This is a genomic window from Algibacter sp., from assembly GCF_029245835.1.
Taxonomy (GTDB): Bacteria; Bacteroidota; Bacteroidia; order Flavobacteriales; family Flavobacteriaceae; genus Algibacter_B.
Genome location: NZ_JAQWOO010000033.1, coordinates 45,360 through 63,916, shown reverse-complemented (window position 1 = coordinate 63,916; position 18,557 = coordinate 45,360). Strand labels below are relative to the sequence as shown.

Genomic DNA, 18,557 nt, shown 5'->3' with positions numbered 1-18,557 from the left:
ATACGAATGATATACCCGCTACCATACAAAACTAAACAATTCTTTTTTGTGCTTATCAAATTAAGCATTGTAGTTGGTGCTTTTTATTTTATTTATCAAAAATTAGTAAATAATGATGCTTTAAGCTTTTCTGATTTTATTAATTTTCTAGAAACAAACACTGTTTTTTCGACTAAAAACATACTTACCTTGTTAGTTTTAACTTGTTTTAATTGGTTTTTCGAGGTTTTAAAATGGAAAACATTAGTAGCTTCTATTAAAAAAATTACATTCAAAAATGCTTTAGAACAAAGTTTGGGCGCATTAACCGCTTCCTTATTTACGCCGAATAGAATTGGAGAATACGGAGCCAAAGCCATTTATTACACATCCCATTTCAGGAAACATATAATGCTAGTTAATTTAATTAGTAACTTTCTACAAATGGGGGTTACAACACTTTTAGGTGGTATTGGTCTTAGCTTTTATATATTAAAATACGATCCTGAAATAAATTATTACAAACTAGCACGGTTTTTAGTTCTTGTATTACTTGTTATGGTTTTACTAGGCTTTGGATTAACAAAAAGTAAGTTTACTATTAAAGGCTTTTCATTAGAAAAAATGAAACATTTTATTGTAGTATACCCGAAAAACAAAATAGCCTTAGGGTTTCTGTTTTCATTCATAAGATATGCTATCTTTTCCTTTCAATTCTATGTTTTGTTGCAAATTTTCAAAATAAATCTAAGCTACTTAAATGCTATGTCAATAATTACATCCATGTATTTATTAGCGTCTATAATTCCATCTATTTTTATTTTTGATGTGATTATAAAAGGCAGTATCGCCGTATATTTATTTTCTTTAGCTGGAGTAAACGAACTTATCATATTATCTATAATAACTTTAATGTGGGGTCTTAATTTTGTTACTCCTAGTGTATTTGGAAGCTATTATGTGCTCAATTTCAACTTCCCAAAAAATCAAGATTGAATATGATTTTAATTAGCCTTACAATAACGATAATTTACTTGCTACTAGTAGGAAGTTTTATTTTCGGATTTGATAAGGTTTCTATATTTAAACTGAAAGACATTCCTGCTAAAACCAAATTTTCAGTAGTAATTCCTTTTAGAAATGAAGCTGAAAATTTACCAGATTTATTAGATACTATAGCAACTTTAAACTACCCAAAACATCTTTTTGAGATTATTTTGGTTGATGATGCTTCTGTTGATGATTCTGTTGAAATTATTCAGAAAGTTCTGGATAGTAAACAAGGAGGTTTCGACTTCGATAAACCTGAGATAGTAGTTATTTCAAATGAACGAAAAACAAATTCTCCAAAGAAAGACGCCATAACCTCTGCCATAAAAATCTCTAAATACGATTGGATAATAACTACCGACGCAGATTGCCAATTACCCCTATTTTGGCTAGATAGTTTTGATGAGTACATTCAAAAAAGTAATGCCGTTTGTATTGCAGCTCCCGTAACCTACAGCAATACTAGTTCATTTTTAAACCGATTTCAAATACTAGATCTGTTAAGTTTACAAGGGGCTACTATTGGTGGTTTCGGACTCAAAAAACCCTTTTTGTGTAACGGCGCAAATTTGGCCTATAAAAAACGGATATTTAAAGAAGTAAATGGTTTTGAAGGCAATAACAACATAGCCAGTGGAGACGATATTTTTCTACTTGAAAAGATTACAAAAAAATACCCACAACAGCTTCAATATTTAAAATGCGCGCAAGCCATTATCTCTACTAAACCGCAACCAACATGGAGAAACCTCATGTCACAACGTATCCGTTGGGCAGCAAAGACAAGCGCTTATAACAATGGGCTTGGTAAACTTACAGGTTTGGTTGTTTTATTAATGAATGCCTTAATCCTTATTGGATTAGTTCTTTCTATTATTGGAGTTATAAATTTTAAAACTTTCTTTTATATTATATTCATAAAGTTTAATATCGATTTCTTTTTAATCTATAAATCAGCTTCCTTTTTCAATCAAAAAGAGATTTTAAAAAGTTATATTTTGGGATTTCTTTTCTACCCGATTTTTAGTGTTTATATTGCCTGTATCTCAAGCTTTTATGGTTACAAATGGAAAGGGCGCGATTTTAAAAAGTAACAAAATCTCAAAGAATATTTAGAAACGTTCTTTTCAAATAATTTTAGTAGATTTATCGCTTATGGACTTATTCAAAAAAACCTCAAACCCAGCCTTTAATAATTACTTTTTTAGCGATAAAAATACCTCTCAAAAAACCATGACGGTTACAGGTATTTTTATAAAATCCATGCTATCCATAGCCATCATAATTATCATCTCCATTGGTATGTGGAAACTTCACGCCAATGGTGCTACTATCAAATGGTATTCTTTAGGTGGTATGCTAGCCGCTATTGTTATAAGTATTATCATTTCGGTTCGGCAACATTGGGCGCATGTTTTAGTACCGCTTTATGCTATTGCAAAAGGGTTTTTTCTGGGCGCCATGACGGTTTACGCACATGCACAATTCCCCAATTTACCATATCAAGCCATCGGGGTTACGGTAATCACTTTCACAGTCATGTTATTACTGTATCAAGCTCGAATTATTGTGGTTACAAAAAAACTACGCAGTGTTATCATTACCGCAGCCACAAGTATTTTTGTTATCTATATAATCTCTTGGATTTTGGGGTTCTTCGGCATAAAAGTATTCATTTGGGGCATCTCATGGCCAGCCATAATATTCAACATTGTCGCCGCAATTTTCGCCTCGTTATCATTACTTCTCGACTTCGATTATATTGAACGCCACAAAAACAAATCGCCTAAATACAAAGAGTGGCTCGCCACTTGGGGGCTTCTCGTAACCATCGTTTGGCTATACATGGAAATATTACGATTAATGCGAAAGCTAGCTATTCGCTTTTAAAATTTAATCTACATGAATAACAATAGGCAATTTAAACTCCGTAGTTACTTGTTGGCCGCGTTTTATAGCGGGATAAATCTTAGGTAAAGCATCCAAACTATTATTAAGCAACCGCTTAATATTTGGTATTTCTTGAGTGGTAAGCGAATCTATTTCTGCTTGTAATAATAACAAATTACCCGATTTAGAAACCTGAAACTGGAGCACAATAGTATCATCAATATCTTGTGTAACAACAAAACGCTCCTTCTGTAAATAATTGGTAATATGAGTTGTTATCGTTTCCTGAAAACAAAGCGTTCTAGCACCTTTAGTATGCGATGAATCACACTCAGAAAAACTAGGATATTCATCAACATCATTCCAATTAAAGGTTTGTAATTCTTCTTTTAAAATAGCTTCAGAAGATGTTTTTTTTACATTAAAATACTCGCAAGATGTGAGTGATAAAATGAATATAAAAACTAAAAGGTTCCTCATGGATTTCAACTGAAAGTGAAAAATACAATTTTATTCCAAAAATACAATCTTTAAAAAATATCTATTTGTAACATTTGGCATGATTTTTAGTCTAAATACTATATTACTTAAACATTTTCATGGATATTATTTTAATTATTATTGCTGCACTCTTTATGCTTTTCGGAGTTATAGGCAGCTTTTTACCTATATTACCCGGGCCAATTACGAGCTGGATTGGGCTTTTAGTTTTGCATTTTACAGATGCTATACCAATAGACAAATCGTTTTTAATTATAACTTTTGCAATCGCTATTTTTATTTGGCTACTTGATTATATTATTCCTGCCATAGGAACAAAACGTTTTGGAGGCACTAAATACGGAATGATTGGAACCACTATTGGGCTTATAGTAGGACTGATTGCTCCAATACCAGGTGGCATTATTATCGGGCCGTTTATTGGAGCTTTAATAGGAGAACTTATAAACAAAAGCGATACAAGAACAGCAACTAAAGCTGCTTTCGGTTCTTTTATTGGATTTTTAACATCAACTTTTATAAAATTTATAGTCGCCGTTATATATTTTGGTCTTTACATTGGTATTTTATGGGATTATAGAGAAGCTCTATTTTGATTACCATTTTCATGGCAATGACAATTTTAACGGATACGTATCAAAATATCGATGACTTATTTTTCAATTTAAAAAGAAGAAACCCTATGGGTCTCTCACATCCATAGGGTTTTGTAAATTGCTATTATCAACAAAAAAAATTGAGGGATTAATTAATTTTGAAGTGTTGATAAACAAATATACTTAGAACAATTATTTTCAAACTGCGGGAAACCCGTAACAATATTGCGGGTTAATTGTAGTTTATAAGTATAGCAAGCGTTTTTAGAATATGAAAAAAGGTGATTTTTATTGATAAAAATCACCTTTTTTCATATCTGTATTATTTCAACTACACAAATCCTTTTTTTCTTGCTTGGTTAAGTAAGGTTTCATCCTGTCCGTCTTGTACTTCAAATATATCTCTGAGCTGCTTTTTACGCTTTTCAATAGCACTTAACGAGATATCTAAATGCGACGCTAAATTTTTTGTCTTGATTCCTTGAGATAACAAGTGAAGAATTTTTCTGTTCTTATCATCTATTACAACATCACTAATTATGGTTTTCCTAATATGGCTATTCACTGTACCACTATAAAAAGGCGGGTTATTCAGTACTGCTTGAAATGCGCTTGCCAATTCACTAGATGTTAAATCACTTTTAATCATAAACCCTTCAGGGTCTATTGTTTTAATAATATTATGAATTCTAAATGACTCATTAAACATGGTTAAAATAATGATTTTTGAATCAGGTAAAATCTTTCTTGCATATTCTGCTAAATCCTCTCCAGAACTCATTTTGCCATCAGTTGATGGCGGTAGACTGATATCAACAAACAACACATCATACGGTCTTTTATTAAGCACGGATTTGTCCATACAAACCACAGCCTCATCACAATTATTGGCAATATCAATTTCTAATTCTTGATTGTCTTTTTTAGTAAACAATAATGTGTTTTGATAACCCTCAATAATCATTGGGTGGTCATCAATCATAAGTATTTTTATATTTTCAGTCATAATTTGTCGTTAGGATATTGGTGCCTCTATATTAACTTTGGTTCCTACATCTTTTTCTGAGGTAATATTTATGGTTCCGTTAATTTCATTAATTCTAGAATTCATGTTTTTTAAACCAATACCAGATTTTACTTTATTTACATCAAAGCCTGAACCATCATCTTCAATGCTTAAGCAAATTACACTATTTTTCAGTCTAAAACTAATATTTACCTTAGTAGCATTAGCGTGTTTGTGTATATTATGGAGGACTTCTTGAATAATTCTATATATATGGATTTTGTTTTTATTAGATACGGAATCCCAATTTATATCGTCGTCTTGTTCTAGTTTATGACTTATATTATATGCTTGGGATTGGGTCTCAACTAAGGTTTTTATAATATCAATAAAACCAGAACCTGAAACAAAATCAGTATTTAACTCATGTGATACTTTTCTAATATCCTCTTCAATAGTTTTAAGTCCATTTATGTATTGACCTCTAGTTTTTATAGCCTCAGCACTGTTACTCATATTTAAACTATCTAGACTTAAACGCGCTCCGAATAAACGCCCTAGCACCCCATCATGTAGCTCCTCAGAAATTCTTTTTTTCTCTTGATTTCTAGCCTCTTCAACACTTTCATTTTGTGACAACATGAGGTTATAAATCTCTTCATTAGTTTCTTGTTGTTTTTGAATAAATTGTAATTCTCTATTTTTATTTCTTTGAGAAATCACAATATATAAGAGTAATGAAGCTAAAACAACTACAATAGATATTATTAAAAGCCACAATCGTTCTTTAGTTATTTGAATGTTTTCTAGTTCAATTTGCTTGGTTTCAAATCGTATTCTTGCAAATTTATTTCTAATGGTTCGTTCTGCCTTTTGCAAACTATCATTCAATTTTATATACGCTCTAAGATGTTTTGTTGCAGTATCTCCATCTTCAATTTCTGAAAGTAAAAGAAGAGATTTCAACAGGTCATCATTATGATATGACTCTGAAATACTTTTGGCTTTATAGGCATAATACTTTGCTGATTCTTTATTACTTATGCTATTAAAGTATTCAGCCAAATGTTGATTTATAATAATAGAATTATAGCCCTTTGGACTTACACTATCAGTAACTTTTAAAGCTTTAAAATAGAGTTGTGGTAATTGACTAAAGTCTTTGGACAAGTATAACGTATATGCGTAATTATCTAACACTAAGGCATAAAAATCAGGCCGATCGATAATTAAATTCTGATCCTCTAAAAGCTGTTCATAATATTTTATAGCCAAATTATAATCACCAGAACGTCTGTAAACTCTAGCTAGATTATTTATAGAATTATCTATACTTGTTTTAAAATCCCCTTTTAAATTTCTTTTTAAATTAAGTGATAAATTATAATATTTAATAGATTGATTGTATTCTTTTAATTCATCAAACACAATCCCTAAATTATTATATAAGAAAGACTTGTATTTATTTACATCATTAGTATCATAAAGTGTTTCTAAAATAGAAATAGCTTCAATAGATGTGACCTCACTGCCTGTATAATCTTTTTCATAAGTTTGAATAACGGCTATACCATAAAGCGTTATAGCAGTTTCATACTTGTAGTTTAATCGCTTGTAAACTTTCTCCGCTTTTTTATAGTAATAATAGGCACTATCGCCAGAAAGAGAATACCTATGTAATTCAGCAAGTGAATAGTGAATTTTAGCAAATGCTATTGAATCGGTTACTTTTGAATTCAAAACATGCTTGTGTATTGAATCTATTTTACGCAAGTACTCATTTGATTGATTCTGAGAATTTACTTGAGATACAAGGGCTATTATAATAGAATAAAGGTATATAAATTTCAATAGGTCTGATAAATTTGCTATTTATCAAATGTATTTATAATTTTTAAATTATTTAAATTAAAAAAGACTCTTGGCAAAATTTGCCAAGAGTCTTTTAAATATAAAATTTCTATAAACTTAATCTTGAACGACTCCTCCAGTAACAGGAAGATTTCTAGATACCGTATTATTTGAATCATTTTGGATATCACCTTCGTTTAAATCTTGTTTGGTACAAGACGTTAATGATGCAAAAAACAATGCTGTAATTAAAGTAATTTTTAAGGTTTTCATATTAAATTTGATTTTAAGGTTTTACATATTTTTCTCTATTCTTTTGGAATAGCATTTTGAACCAAGATTTTGAAATCAAAATCGTAGCTAAGGGAAAAATGGATAATTAACTTAAAACCGAATACATGTAATATGTAGAGCGACTCTAAAATTTTTTTGAGGGAATATGACTTTAAAAGTCAAATGTGGATTAATTCTTCTTAACTGAACTTAGGGAAATAATGGGTCGCTCGGTTAAGGAAGTACTAAAGTATAATACAAGGCTACATAAAATATAATTTTTTCGACGAAAAGAGAAATATTCGACGAAATACATCATTTTTCATCGACGAAGTGCAAAAAAGAAAAAAACCGTATGTATTTAACTACAAAGTAGATTTGTTTTTTATTAAAGTAGTCTTTATAATTTTTGTTTTAAAATCTTCCGAATTAGGATTTTGAATTCTGTTTATAAGTAATTCCGCTGCATGTGCTCCAATAACTTTAGCATGTTGCCTTATTGTTGTTAATTTTGGCAGTGTATGGTTCGAATCTGATTTACTAGCGAATGCAATTACCGAAATATCTTTTGGCACTTTTAAACCAGAACTTACCGCAGTATTTAAAGCTATAATTCCTGACGAACTATCTGCGGCTATTACAGCATCAATAGCTGTTCGCTTTTTAAATAAGCTTTTTATCTTTTTTGCATGATCGTCTTTCTTCTTTATTTTTAATACAAATGGTTCAAGACTTCCACTTTCCAACATGGCTTTATTGTAACCACGCTCTCTTAATTTACCAACACTTATATCATTAATATTACTTATAAAAATAATGTGCTTTCTTCCTTCTTCAATGAGTTTTTTAGTTGCATTATAAGTCGCATCAAAATCATCAACAATCACTTTATCACATAAAACATCATGGGCAACTCTATCAAACATAACAATAGGCAAGCCTTGTTTAATGGTTCTTTTAAAATGCTCTACCTCATTATTCATCTGAGACTCTTGAGCAACCGATAATATAAAACCATCAACACTACCATTAGCTAGCAACTGTAAACTTTCTTTTTCCTTGTCTAACGATTCGTTTGATATACAGGTTATTATATTATAACCATGCTTAGTAGCTTCTCTTTCAATACCAAAAAGCACTTTTGCTAAAAATCGATTTAGAATATTAGGAATTAGAACTCCAATGGTTTTAGTTTTATTATTTTTTAAACTTAAGGCTACTTTATTTGGTCTGTAATTATATAATTCAGCAAGTTCTTTAACACGCCTTATGGTGTCCTCTCCTATTTCCTCACTATTATTTAGGGCTTTAGAAACTGTTGATATAGAAACGCTCAACTCCTTTGCTAATTGTTTTAAAGTAACCATGTTTTGAAATCCTGAATTTTATTCAACGCAATTTACAAAATTACTCTTAGCATCTATGAATTATTTACACCTTACAAATTATTTATTGTAAACCTTATTAGAACAAATTAGTCTGTTGCAACATAATTGTTTAATACAATTTATACATACATTTGCTTGCTTAAAATTTCACAATTAGTTTTTAACTTATCAAATCTTATTATTTGAATGAAACATTTAACCATAATACTTCTAGTTTTTTTTTTAGGAAACCAATTAATTTACAGCCAAATTACTGGTAAAATAATTGACGGAGATACTAACGCACCATTAGAATATGCAACAGCGGCATTATACTCTAAATTAAACAAAGAATTGATTGCTGGAGTTATTACAGATGCCGATGGAAATTTCGCTATTGAGGATATCAAGAAAGGAAGTTATTATTTAGAAGCTTCTTTTATTGGTTATGATACTAAAACGGTAAATACGGTTGAAGTAGCAAATAGAAACACATCTATTTCACTAGGTACTATTTCTTTAATTATTGGAAAAAATGAGCTTGCTGAAGTTTTGGTAAAAGGCGAACGCGCTACGGTGATTAACAAAATTGATCGTCGGGTTTTTAATACCAAAGCGTTTCAAAACACACAAGGTGGTTCGGCTACCGATGTTATTAAAAATTTACCATCGGTTAGTGTAAATGGCTTAGGCGAAATTAGTGTTCGTGGCAGTAGCGGTTTCGTTGTTTTGCTAGATGGCAAACCGGTTCAAGGAAATGCCTCTACACTATTAAACCAACTTCCTGCAAATGCGCTTGAACGTGTTGAAGTGATTACTGCACCATCAGCTAAATATGATCCTGAGGGGAAAGCTGGAATTTTAAATATTATTACCAAAAGAGGTGGCATAAACGGCAGTTTTGCTCAAATAAATGTGAGTGCTGGCTTACCTTCTATTGAAGATTATGATAATAAAGAAAACACAAAACGTTACGGTATTGATGGCACATATAACATAAGAAGAGATAAATGGAATATTTCTATTGGCGCCAACTACCAGCGTAAAGACATTAGTGGAAGACGTGAGGGTGATGTATGGACTATTGTTGATAATGTGTTTACCAATTTCCCATCTGATGGTGAGCGTAGTTTTGATGAGGAAAATTATTCTGGTCGGTTTACTATTGATTTTACACCAAGTCCTAACGATGAATTTTCTCTAGGGTTTTACGCCGGAAAGCGAGAAAAAGCACGTACAGCAGATATTCTTTATAACAATGAAGCCTATCCTGTTGGAGATGAAGACAACAAAATTTTTGAACTCTCTTATTTTAATGAAAACCTGCGTATTCGAAATGGCGATTTTATATTAGGAAGTATTGATTATGCACATACTTTTACTAACAAATCGAGATTATCATCTTCCATTTTATATGAATACACCCTACTTGGTGGACCAACAACCAATAGAAACTTAAATTTCCCAAATACCGATAGTTTAATTCAAGACGAATTCAATACGAATGATAATCCGTTAAACGGGTTTAGAGGACAGTTAGATTATACATGGAAACCACTTGCATTCGGAACTTTAGAAACCGGTTACCAATTTAGAACTTTAGATAATAGAGGTGATTTCTTTTACGGAAGACGCACCAATTTAAATGATGAATTTACTAGAGTCGATTTGTTTTCAAGTGATATTGATTTAATTAGAAATATTCATGCTACATATGTTCAATTAAGTGGCAAAAAGGACAAATGGGAATATGCAGCGGGTTTACGTTTAGAAATTTTGGATAGAGAGTTAATTTTAGCAGACAAAGCAGGTACTTTCCAGGAGACTTTAGATTATAACTATGAAAAATTATTCCCATCGGCATCTGTTCAATATAGCCTTAATGATAAAACGAATGTAAAACTGGCCTACAGCAAACGTGTGGATAGACCATCTGCTTTTAAACTGAATCCGTTTAGAGAGCGGGAGCATTCTGAAACTTTAGAGCAGGGCGATAAAAACTTATTACCAGAATTTATCGATTTAGTAGAAATAGGCATCACAAAAAAAATAAGCCAAGGCAACTCCCTTTTTGCAACAGCGTATTTTAGAAATGTAGAAAATTTAGTAAACCGCGTCAATCAAATTTATAGCGGTCCCCCAATTGATCCTGACGATGCTCGTTTTGACAATGTGGTTTTAGACCGTATTTATTCTAATATAGGAACAGGACGTTCACTTGGTTTAGAATTAGGCGCTCAAATTAAACCAACAGATAAATGGAGTAATTTTATAGGATTCAATATTTATAATTTCGAAATTGATGGTGCTTACAATGGCGAAAAAATTGATAATAACGCTACTCAATATTCTATAAATGCGAATAGTACTTATAATTTCTCTGATACGGCTACGCTTCAATTTACTTTAAATTACTTATCAGAAAGACAATCGGCACAAGGTGAAGATTCTAGATTCTATTCTCCTAATTTGAGTTTCAAAAAGAGCTTCTTAAACAATCAATTAGTCGCTACATTACAATGGCAAAATATTGATATGGGATTACTTGACACTAATGAGCAACGCATTACAACCTCCAGACCAGGAGAGTTCTTTACAACAACAAACTATGTTTACGAAGTGGATGTGGTGATGCTAAACCTATCCTATTCATTTAACAAAACTAAAAGTAAAGCGAAGTTTATTGATAGTGAGTTTGGGAAAAAGGAGTTTTAAACAAAAAAAGAGCTACAATGTCTTGTAACTCTCTCTCAGAAAAGTATGCTTTTCCTCGCAAAACTTTTATTGATTAATAGCAATAATAAGACACCGTTATTTCTGAAAGGTCACTTACGTATTTAAATATATAAACTCTATATGCTTTTATAACACGCCACAAATAATTTAAGTCCCTAAAAACAAGATAATATTTTTAATAGTTGATGGAATTTTTGCCTATTAATCCCAAAAGAAAAATCTAAAAACATCCACAAAACCATAAGACGAATTTTCCCTAAAACAAAAAAGCATCCCTATCTTCTTTATAAAAAAAAGGAATGCTTTAATTGATGTGTTTTTTAATTAGAACAACTTCTTATAGTAATCATCTGCCATTCTTTGTGTTGTAAACTCAGGAATCACATCATCCATGGCTTTAAACACAATGTCCTGCCATTTATCAGGATTTTCATAATATGTTGGAATAACTTTGTTTTCTAATATATGGTACAAATTATCTGTATCTATTTTATCTTGATCCCAAGTTGGTAAATGATGATCTAAAGCAGGAATTACATAGCAATTTTGTTCATCTTTTTTAAATTCTGGAATCCAACCATCATCTGTAGATAGATTTACAGAGCCATTCATTGCAGCCGTCATACCACTTGTTCCAGAAGCTTCGCGAGTAATTCTCGGAGTATTTAGCCAAACATCAGAACCACATTTTAGCCTTTTAGACACATCTATTTCATAACCAATAAGCACTGCAAGATTGGGCTCATGCTTAGATTGATGTACTAAATGATTAAACACATCTATAGCACCATAATCAAACGGATACGGTTTTCCTGCCCAAATAATCTGCACAGGATATTTATCGTTAGTAATTAACCTTTTAAAACGGTCATAATCACGCAATAATAAATCTGCTCTTTTATAAGCTGCAAAACGTCTTGCCCATACAATAGTTAAAACATTAGGATCAAATTGCTTTCCTGTTTGTTTATAAACCTCTTCAAAAAGTTCGGTTTTTAACTGTAATTTTCTTTGATTATAAATAACAGCATCCTTTTTCATCCAAGATGTCTTGATTATTTCATCTTGCCAAAATTTTTGATTTTGGGCATTGGTAATTGGAATAATGTCGCAAATACCATCATAATCCTTCCACATATCGTTGGCAACTATAGCATGAAGTTTTGATACGCCGTTTGCCTTTCTAGCCATTCGTAGTGCAGAAACAGTATAATTAATCATCCCTCCGTTTACCATTTCACTATGTAACTCATCTTCAGAAAATGTTCTCCCAAAAAAGCCACATCTGTTAAGATGACGCGCATCTCGTTCTTCATTTCCTGCTTTCTCGGGCGTATGCGTAGTAAATACCATTTGATCTTTGGTTACGCCCTTATCTCTTAAATAATAAAATGCGGGTAATGCGTGCCCTTCATTTAAATGATACGTATCTGCACCACCTAATGCTTCTACAACTTTAGCTCCAGCAATACCCAAAACAATACTTTGAGAAACTCTTGTTACTGGATTTTTATCGTATAAGTGATTTGTAATAGTTCTTGATAAATGGTCATTACCATCAACATCTGTACTTAAAAAATACATAGGTACAGTTCCAAAGATTTCAGGTTTTAAAACATAAGCCCTAACTTTTACATGCGGATTATCATGCAGCTTTATTTCTACTTCTATTCCAGTATCTTCTAGAAAATCAAAATGCTTTTCATTAAATTCTGTTTTTAATGTTTGGTCTTCATTTCTTGCCTGATCGTAATAACCATACTTCCAAAGCATACCAATACCAATCATATTCTGCTTTAACTCTAAACCCGAACGCATGTGTGATCCGGCGAGAAAACCAAGTCCTCCAGAGTAAATATTAAAAGTTTGGTCTATACCAAACTCCATACTAAAGTAAGCTACTTTCTTTTTATACTTTTTAGCTGGCGTATAGGGGTGGTGCCATTTACTATATATGTGTTCCATAAAATTATGTTTTAAAATTAAGCCCTAAATGTAGCCAAAAAAGATGTTTTATCATCTTTTAAAACACAACGAATTGATAATTTATAATACCTATAAATTTCGTTTAATCTGTTAATTTTTAATATTTTATGATGAAAATCAGTAAAAATTAAAAATGATTTTTATTTCTACTTTTAAAGCTTTAACAAATAAGTAAACCTTACGTAAAACAAAAAAGCATCCCAATTTTCTATAAAGAAAAAAGAAACCCTTATCCATTGGATTACCAAATTACTTTGGTACAAATACATCACGCTTTTGGCGTAATCAACTCAACATCTTTTAAACTATCCTTATAACTTCTTGACTAAAAAAAGATTGCATGTAATATGGCTTACTTTCATTTAAAAAAGCAAAAAAATCACATAAAATTCTAAAAACCTAGTGCTCTACCCAAAATGGGATGTTGGCATGTGCTGAATGTCTATTACCATCTTCTACATATATAAATAAGCGATAAGCACCTGGTTGAGAAGGAGCTAAAAACGAAGTAGAGCTATCAGTATTATCTGGAAATAGGCCATTAATAACATCAGGGATATACTCTGCATCTCCTCCTGATTTGTTTGATTGGCTTTCTTCCATTATTTCCCAACGATAAATCAATTCATCTCCATCATAATCAGAAGCTTTTACTTGAGCAGAATAGCTACTTCCTACTTTCAACTTAATATTGTCCACAGCCCGCTTTCCGTCTAAGGTAAAATCAATCAACCTAGGTGTGCGGTTTTCAGGCCATTCTCCATTCCACACATAATGCATAACATCTACCGATTCCGTTTCATTTCCATCGGGCATAAACATCCCAAACCAAGTGGGTGTCCGTTCTTGCTTTTGCCCCCAAAGGAATACGAAAGAACCTATTACTTGTTGTGATTGGGATACAATAGACTTTTCATAACGACTACGATAAAAATCTGCTTTTACAGAGCTATTATTCTCCAATGGTGCTCCCCATTCTGTTTTACCCACTTCCCAATAACCTGTCGCTCCCCATTCAGTAATCAATAAAGGCCCTTTATAATTAGATTTTGTAATAAGCTCTGGAAGTATTTCTATTGCTGCGTATAACTGAATACTTAAGAAATCTAAATCAGATGCTCTATGGCTAATCAAATCAACATTCTTCTTATCTATTCCTGCTAAAGATGTGGTTGTTAGATGATGCGGATCTAATTCATGAATCATTTCAGATATCTCATTCACTGCATCCCAAACTTTAGGGTTTTTGGAATGGTGGTTCATTTCATTTCCTATTCCCCATATTATCAATGCAGGATGGTCTTTTAGTTCTAATACTTGTTCACGAATACTTTCTAATTGCCTCTGTACAGCTTTTTCATCATCATAATCGAATCCATGACGTTCTAAACCTACCCAAATACCCATCATCACCTTCAAACCAAGTTCATCAGCTTTGTCTAGGTTCTCTCTCCCATTATCAGTACTCCAAGTTCTAAAGGCATTGGCCCCATGCTTATGCAGGGTTTCAAGACTACTTATATCTGAAACACCAGCACCTTTGACGTAAAAAGGATTACCATTTAAAAAAAAACGATAACCTTCATCGGTTAGACGAATTTCGGATTTAGTGACATTAGTATTGGATTTCTTTTTACTCTGAGCATTACAACTACACAACAACAAAAAAGAAAGAGAAAAGATGACATAACGAGATTGATATATTAAATACTTCATGTGTTAGTTTTAGCTAGTTATAAAATTTTGTAAATCTAAAATTTCTATAAATATACTATTAAATAGCCGAAATTGTTAATGTCACTTTTTTATCAATTAGTATTTAAAAATTGGTTAGCAGGTAGAAACAAACCTCCCTAAAACAAAAAAGCATCCCAATTTTCTATAAAGAAAAAAGGAACCCTTATCCATTGGATTACCAAAATAAATTTGGCAAACTACATCCTAGACACCTCTAGGACAACACAACATCGTTATAATTACCAAAAAAAGCCCTAATTTGAAAATAACTTATCTCTAAACCTAATTTAGTATATTTATTGCTCCCTAATTATTGAATTATTTATTAGCAAGGTTTATAATAATTACTAACACCTGTTAATTCATGATAAAAAAAACACTTCTATTCACAAATAAATGTACTATTACAACCACCAATGAGCAACTGGTAATAAAATCAGAAAACAGAAATAAAACGATACCTATTGAAGATATTGGTTATTTAGTTATAGACCATAACGAAACATATATAAGTATTCCTGCACTAAATAAACTAATAAATAATAATTGTGCTTGTATTATTTGTGATAATAAGCACCTTCCTAACGGTATGTTTTTAAACTTAAACAGTCATCACATACAACAAGAAATATTTAAACATCAGATTAATGCTAGCTTACCTCTTAAAAAACAATTATGGCAACAAACTGTTATTGAAAAAGTTAAAAATCAAGGGATCTTACTAGAACAAATAACACAAACAAAAAACAAGTTTGACTATCTAGCAAGTAAAGTTTTGAGTGGTGACACCTCAAACATGGAAGCTGTTGCTGCTAACTTTTATTGGAAAGCTTTTTTTGAAATAGATTTTAAAAGAGAGCGATTTGGTAATTACCCTAATAATTTTTTAAATTATGGATATGCCATTTTAAGAGCTGCAACTGCCAGAGCTTTATCAGGTAGCGGACTTCTCAATACATTAGGTATTCACCATAAAAGTAAATATAATGCGTTTGCACTTGCAGATGATATTATGGAACCTTTTAGACCTATTGTTGATGAAATCGTTCATCATATAATGCAAAATTATGACGAGCAAGAACTAACAACAGAAATAAAGTCTGAAATACTATCTATCCTAACTAGAACGGTATATTTTAAAGATGAAAAAAGCCCCTTAATGGTTGCGCTTCAAAAAACAGCAAGTTCATTACAGCAATGCTATTCTGGAAAAAGAAAGAAAATTAAGTATCCGAACTTATGGAACTAAACGGCTATAGAATTATGTGGTTATTTGTTTTTTTTGATTTACCAACTGATACTGCTAAAGACCGTAAAAATGCTTCTGGCTTTAGAAAAAATTTATTAAAAGATGGCTTTACCATGATGCAATACTCTGTTTATATGCGGCATTGTGCCAGTAGTGAAAGTGCAGATGCCCATGAAAAACGGATTAAAAAACTCTTACCACCATTTGGTAAAGTAAGTATTTTAAGAATTACTGATAAACAATTTGGAAATATTATGAATTTTTGGGGAAAATCAGAAATGCCAAAAGAACCGCAACCAACACAACTAGAATTGTTTTAAACAAAAAAATGCCTCAATCTTGCCTTATCACTGCAAAAAAGAAGCATTTTTTTAAACGATATTTCTCTTTATACTTTTGATTATTAGAAGGTAACAAGCCAACTAATATCGTGTTTTCTAATCTTTAATCAAACCACAACCACGGTGATGATTTTGTAGAATTATCTGTTAATATCGTGTTTTCTAATCTTTAATCAAACCACAACATAATACTATCAATTACCTTTTTGGCGTGTAATATCGTGTTTTCTAATCTTTAATCAAACCACAACTGTTAAAATAGAAGGTGCTGAATTAGTACAAATATCGTGTTTTCTAATCTTTAATCAAACCACAACAAAGTTTTTGTTAATTATGAAGAATATTAAAATATCGTGTTTTCTAATCTTTAATCAAACCACAACAGCCGATCACGAACCAAGCAAATAGAAACAAATATCGTGTTTTCTAATCTTTAATCAAACCACAACAGCCTTGAAGAAGCACATAAATTATACACAAATATCGTGTTTTCTAATCTTTAATCAAACCACAACCCACAATATAAACACTCGTTTTCTTTCTCTAATATCGTGTTTTCTAATCTTTAATCAAACCACAACTCACAACCATTAGGATAGTATTTTTTAAATAATATCGTGTTTTCTAATCTTTAATCAAACCACAACTTTTTGCGTGGTTATTTGGCAGGTGCTAGAAATATCGTGTTTTCTAATCTTTAATCAAACCACAACTGCGTTGGATGTATCTTTCCGTTTTCGCTTAATATCGTGTTTTCTAATCTTTAATCAAACCACAACTGACTTTCGATGTTGAGCTTCCTAATACTAAATATCGTGTTTTCTAATCTTTAATCAAACCACAACAAAACTAATCCCATCAAAATACGTTGCTCAATATCGTGTTTTCTAATCTTTAATCAAACCACAACTAAAAGCAACGCTCATTTATGCACAATATTAATATCGTGTTTTCTAATCTTTAATCAAACCACAACAACCGCTGTTAATAGATTGTCTTTTAGTCTAATATCGTGTTTTCTAATCTTTAATCAAACCACAACGACGAGACAATACAGATATACGCCGAATTTAATATCGTGTTTTCTAATCTTTAATCAAACCACAACCTATTGCTAAATCAAATTCATTGTCTTTAAATATCGTGTTTTCTAATCTTTAATCAAACCACAACGTTTCCCATTGTGCTGCCTTTCGTTCTTTTAATATCGTGTTTTCTAATCTTTAATCAAACCACAACTGTCATTAACAGGGAAAGGCGTTACCGTTAAATATCGTGTTTTCTAATCTTTAATCAAACCACAACACCGCTACGGTTAAGTCTTTTCTTCTTAACAATATCGTGTTTTCTAATCTTTAATCAAACCACAACGAAAAATCGTTGCAAAAAATTGAGAAGGTCAATTTTTCGTTGTGGTTTGGTTGTTTAAGACAGAAAGGTCTTATGCCAAAGAACTACTTATTTTGGGAAATCTTGTTTTCCAATAATCGTTATAATTTCTATTCTATTATTTTTTTTGATTTTATAGTATATAGTATCCGCTCCTGCAACACAATACCGAAAACCACTCTTTATGTGTTCGGCGCATGGGAATAAAAAAGGATTTGACTCAATTCGATCAAAACAATCATGTATCATATTAAAATATTTGTCCGCTTGAACAATTCCAAACGTTATAACTCCATAATAATATAATCGCCTTAAATCTTCTTTTGCTTCGCTACTTAAATGATAGCTATACATTAGGTAAATCTTGTTTAAACTCAACTAACATATCTTCTCTAGATTGCTTTTTTACAAAGCCACTATTCTCTCCTTTTTCTATTTTCATTCTCACAAAATCATAATATTTTTCTTGATTTCGTGCTTGTTTAATGAGATAGTTAACAGCCTCGCTTTTGCTAGAAAATTCTTGCTCTGCTACTTGATTCTTTAGCCATTCATCATTTTGTTTGGCTAATGTGATACTTTGCCTTGCCATAATAATTAAATTTA

General features: G+C 31.4%; 16 protein-coding genes and 1 CRISPR repeat array. Of the genes, 7 read left to right on the top strand and 9 right to left on the bottom strand.

Going from position 1 to position 18,557, the window contains the following annotated elements; genetic code table 11:
* The first annotated feature begins 6 nt into the window (after positions 1-6).
* The 3 genes from P8K68_RS05685 (at position 7) to P8K68_RS05675 (ending at position 2,919) form a co-directional block, all read left to right on the top strand.
* Positions 7-975, top strand: coding sequence for a lysylphosphatidylglycerol synthase domain-containing protein (locus tag P8K68_RS05685; protein WP_300248721.1), 969 nt, complete (start codon positions 7-9; stop codon positions 973-975).
* Positions 976-977: 2 nt separating this feature from the next.
* On the top strand, positions 978-2,123 hold the full coding sequence (locus P8K68_RS05680; protein WP_300248720.1) for a glycosyltransferase: 1,146 nt from the start codon (positions 978-980) through the stop codon (positions 2,121-2,123).
* Positions 2,124-2,184: 61 nt separating this feature from the next.
* On the top strand, positions 2,185-2,919 hold the full coding sequence (locus tag P8K68_RS05675) for a Bax inhibitor-1/YccA family protein (RefSeq protein WP_300248719.1): 735 nt from the start codon (positions 2,185-2,187) through the stop codon (positions 2,917-2,919).
* Positions 2,920-2,922: 3 nt separating this feature from the next.
* On the opposite strand, the gene P8K68_RS05670 is transcribed toward P8K68_RS05675, so the two are convergent.
* Positions 2,923-3,399: a hypothetical protein gene (locus P8K68_RS05670; protein WP_300248718.1), complete on the bottom strand. Its 477-nt coding sequence runs from the start codon at positions 3,397-3,399 to the stop codon at positions 2,923-2,925.
* A 119-nt stretch (positions 3,400-3,518) separates the two neighbouring features.
* Between P8K68_RS05670 and P8K68_RS05665 the strand changes: the two genes are divergently transcribed.
* Positions 3,519-4,016, top strand: coding sequence for a DUF456 domain-containing protein (locus P8K68_RS05665; RefSeq protein ID WP_300248717.1), 498 nt, complete (start codon positions 3,519-3,521; stop codon positions 4,014-4,016).
* Positions 4,017-4,347: 331 nt separating this feature from the next.
* Here the strand turns inward: P8K68_RS05665 and P8K68_RS05660 are convergent, their stop codons facing one another.
* The 4 genes from P8K68_RS05660 to P8K68_RS05645 all read right to left on the bottom strand — a co-directional run bounded on the left by P8K68_RS05660 (position 4,348) and on the right by P8K68_RS05645 (position 8,513).
* A complete protein-coding gene (locus P8K68_RS05660; RefSeq protein WP_300248715.1) occupies positions 4,348-5,022 on the bottom strand; it encodes a response regulator in 675 nt (224 codons plus the stop codon).
* Between the two features lie 9 nt (positions 5,023-5,031).
* Positions 5,032-6,762, bottom strand: coding sequence for a sensor histidine kinase (locus tag P8K68_RS05655; RefSeq protein ID WP_300248714.1), 1,731 nt, complete (start codon positions 6,760-6,762; stop codon positions 5,032-5,034).
* Between the two features lie 228 nt (positions 6,763-6,990).
* Positions 6,991-7,146 carry a hypothetical protein gene (locus P8K68_RS05650; RefSeq protein ID WP_300248712.1) on the bottom strand — a complete coding sequence of 52 codons (156 nt, stop codon included), beginning with the start codon at positions 7,144-7,146 and terminating at the stop codon, positions 6,991-6,993.
* Between the two features lie 365 nt (positions 7,147-7,511).
* Positions 7,512-8,513 (bottom strand): LacI family DNA-binding transcriptional regulator, encoded by a 1,002-nt coding sequence (locus tag P8K68_RS05645; protein WP_300248711.1) that lies wholly within the window; start codon positions 8,511-8,513, stop codon positions 7,512-7,514.
* 207 nt (positions 8,514-8,720) lie between these two features.
* On the opposite strand from P8K68_RS05645, the gene P8K68_RS05640 reads away from it, so the two are divergent.
* A complete protein-coding gene (locus P8K68_RS05640) occupies positions 8,721-11,228 on the top strand; it encodes a TonB-dependent receptor (protein WP_300248710.1) in 2,508 nt (835 codons plus the stop codon).
* Between the two features lie 345 nt (positions 11,229-11,573).
* Here the strand turns inward: P8K68_RS05640 and glgP are convergent, their stop codons facing one another.
* Positions 11,574-13,214 (bottom strand): alpha-glucan family phosphorylase, encoded by a 1,641-nt coding sequence (glgP, locus tag P8K68_RS05635; protein ID WP_300248709.1) that lies wholly within the window; start codon positions 13,212-13,214, stop codon positions 11,574-11,576.
* Positions 13,215-13,634: 420 nt separating this feature from the next.
* Positions 13,635-14,951, bottom strand: a complete 1,317-nt coding sequence (locus tag P8K68_RS05630) for a glycoside hydrolase family 2 TIM barrel-domain containing protein (protein WP_300248708.1) — start codon at positions 14,949-14,951, stop codon at positions 13,635-13,637.
* Between the two features lie 385 nt (positions 14,952-15,336).
* Between P8K68_RS05630 and cas1 the strand changes: the two genes are divergently transcribed.
* Entirely contained in the window at positions 15,337-16,221 is an 885-nt protein-coding gene (gene cas1, locus P8K68_RS05625; protein ID WP_300248707.1) for a type II CRISPR-associated endonuclease Cas1, read from the top strand.
* The gene (gene cas2 / locus P8K68_RS05620) at positions 16,212-16,541 is read left to right on the top strand and encodes a CRISPR-associated endonuclease Cas2 (protein WP_300248705.1); all 330 of its coding nucleotides are present in this window, start codon (positions 16,212-16,214) and stop codon (positions 16,539-16,541) included. Before cas1 ends, cas2 begins: the two co-directional genes overlap by 10 nt.
* Positions 16,542-16,645: 104 nt before the next feature.
* Positions 16,646-17,933: direct repeats of the CRISPR family, unit length 36 nt; unit sequence AATATCGTGTTTTCTAATCTTTAATCAAACCACAAC.
* An 87-nt stretch (positions 17,934-18,020) separates the two neighbouring features.
* Here the strand turns inward: cas2 and P8K68_RS05615 are convergent.
* Together P8K68_RS05615 and P8K68_RS05610 are read right to left on the bottom strand one after the other, a co-directional pair.
* Positions 18,021-18,305 (bottom strand): type II toxin-antitoxin system RelE/ParE family toxin, encoded by a 285-nt coding sequence (locus tag P8K68_RS05615; protein ID WP_300248704.1) that lies wholly within the window; start codon positions 18,303-18,305, stop codon positions 18,021-18,023.
* Positions 18,298-18,543, bottom strand: a complete 246-nt coding sequence (locus P8K68_RS05610) for a CopG family transcriptional regulator (RefSeq protein ID WP_300248702.1) — start codon at positions 18,541-18,543, stop codon at positions 18,298-18,300. Before P8K68_RS05610 ends, P8K68_RS05615 begins: the two co-directional genes overlap by 8 nt.
* Positions 18,544-18,557 lie beyond the last annotated feature (14 nt).

What these genes read in the sequence shown, in the direction of transcription:
- P8K68_RS05685 (WP_300248721.1), top strand. Translation starts at nt 7, where the DNA reads ATGATATACCCGCTACCATACAAAACTAAACAATTCTTTTTTGTGCTT.
- P8K68_RS05680 (WP_300248720.1), top strand. Translation starts at nt 978, where the DNA reads ATGATTTTAATTAGCCTTACAATAACGATAATTTACTTGCTACTAGTA.
- P8K68_RS05675 (WP_300248719.1), top strand. Translation starts at nt 2,185, where the DNA reads ATGGACTTATTCAAAAAAACCTCAAACCCAGCCTTTAATAATTACTTT.
- P8K68_RS05670 (WP_300248718.1), bottom strand. Translation starts at nt 3,399, where the DNA reads ATGAGGAACCTTTTAGTTTTTATATTCATTTTATCACTCACATCTTGC.
- P8K68_RS05665 (WP_300248717.1), top strand. Translation starts at nt 3,519, where the DNA reads ATGGATATTATTTTAATTATTATTGCTGCACTCTTTATGCTTTTCGGA.
- P8K68_RS05660 (WP_300248715.1), bottom strand. Translation starts at nt 5,022, where the DNA reads ATGACTGAAAATATAAAAATACTTATGATTGATGACCACCCAATGATT.
- P8K68_RS05650 (WP_300248712.1), bottom strand. Translation starts at nt 7,146, where the DNA reads ATGAAAACCTTAAAAATTACTTTAATTACAGCATTGTTTTTTGCATCA.
- P8K68_RS05645 (WP_300248711.1), bottom strand. Translation starts at nt 8,513, where the DNA reads ATGGTTACTTTAAAACAATTAGCAAAGGAGTTGAGCGTTTCTATATCA.
- P8K68_RS05640 (WP_300248710.1), top strand. Translation starts at nt 8,721, where the DNA reads ATGAAACATTTAACCATAATACTTCTAGTTTTTTTTTTAGGAAACCAA.
- glgP (WP_300248709.1), bottom strand. Translation starts at nt 13,214, where the DNA reads ATGGAACACATATATAGTAAATGGCACCACCCCTATACGCCAGCTAAA.
- P8K68_RS05630 (WP_300248708.1), bottom strand. Translation starts at nt 14,951, where the DNA reads ATGAAGTATTTAATATATCAATCTCGTTATGTCATCTTTTCTCTTTCT.
- cas1 (WP_300248707.1), top strand. Translation starts at nt 15,337, where the DNA reads ATGATAAAAAAAACACTTCTATTCACAAATAAATGTACTATTACAACC.
- cas2 (WP_300248705.1), top strand. Translation starts at nt 16,212, where the DNA reads ATGGAACTAAACGGCTATAGAATTATGTGGTTATTTGTTTTTTTTGAT.
- P8K68_RS05615 (WP_300248704.1), bottom strand. Translation starts at nt 18,305, where the DNA reads ATGTATAGCTATCATTTAAGTAGCGAAGCAAAAGAAGATTTAAGGCGA.
- P8K68_RS05610 (WP_300248702.1), bottom strand. Translation starts at nt 18,543, where the DNA reads ATGGCAAGGCAAAGTATCACATTAGCCAAACAAAATGATGAATGGCTA.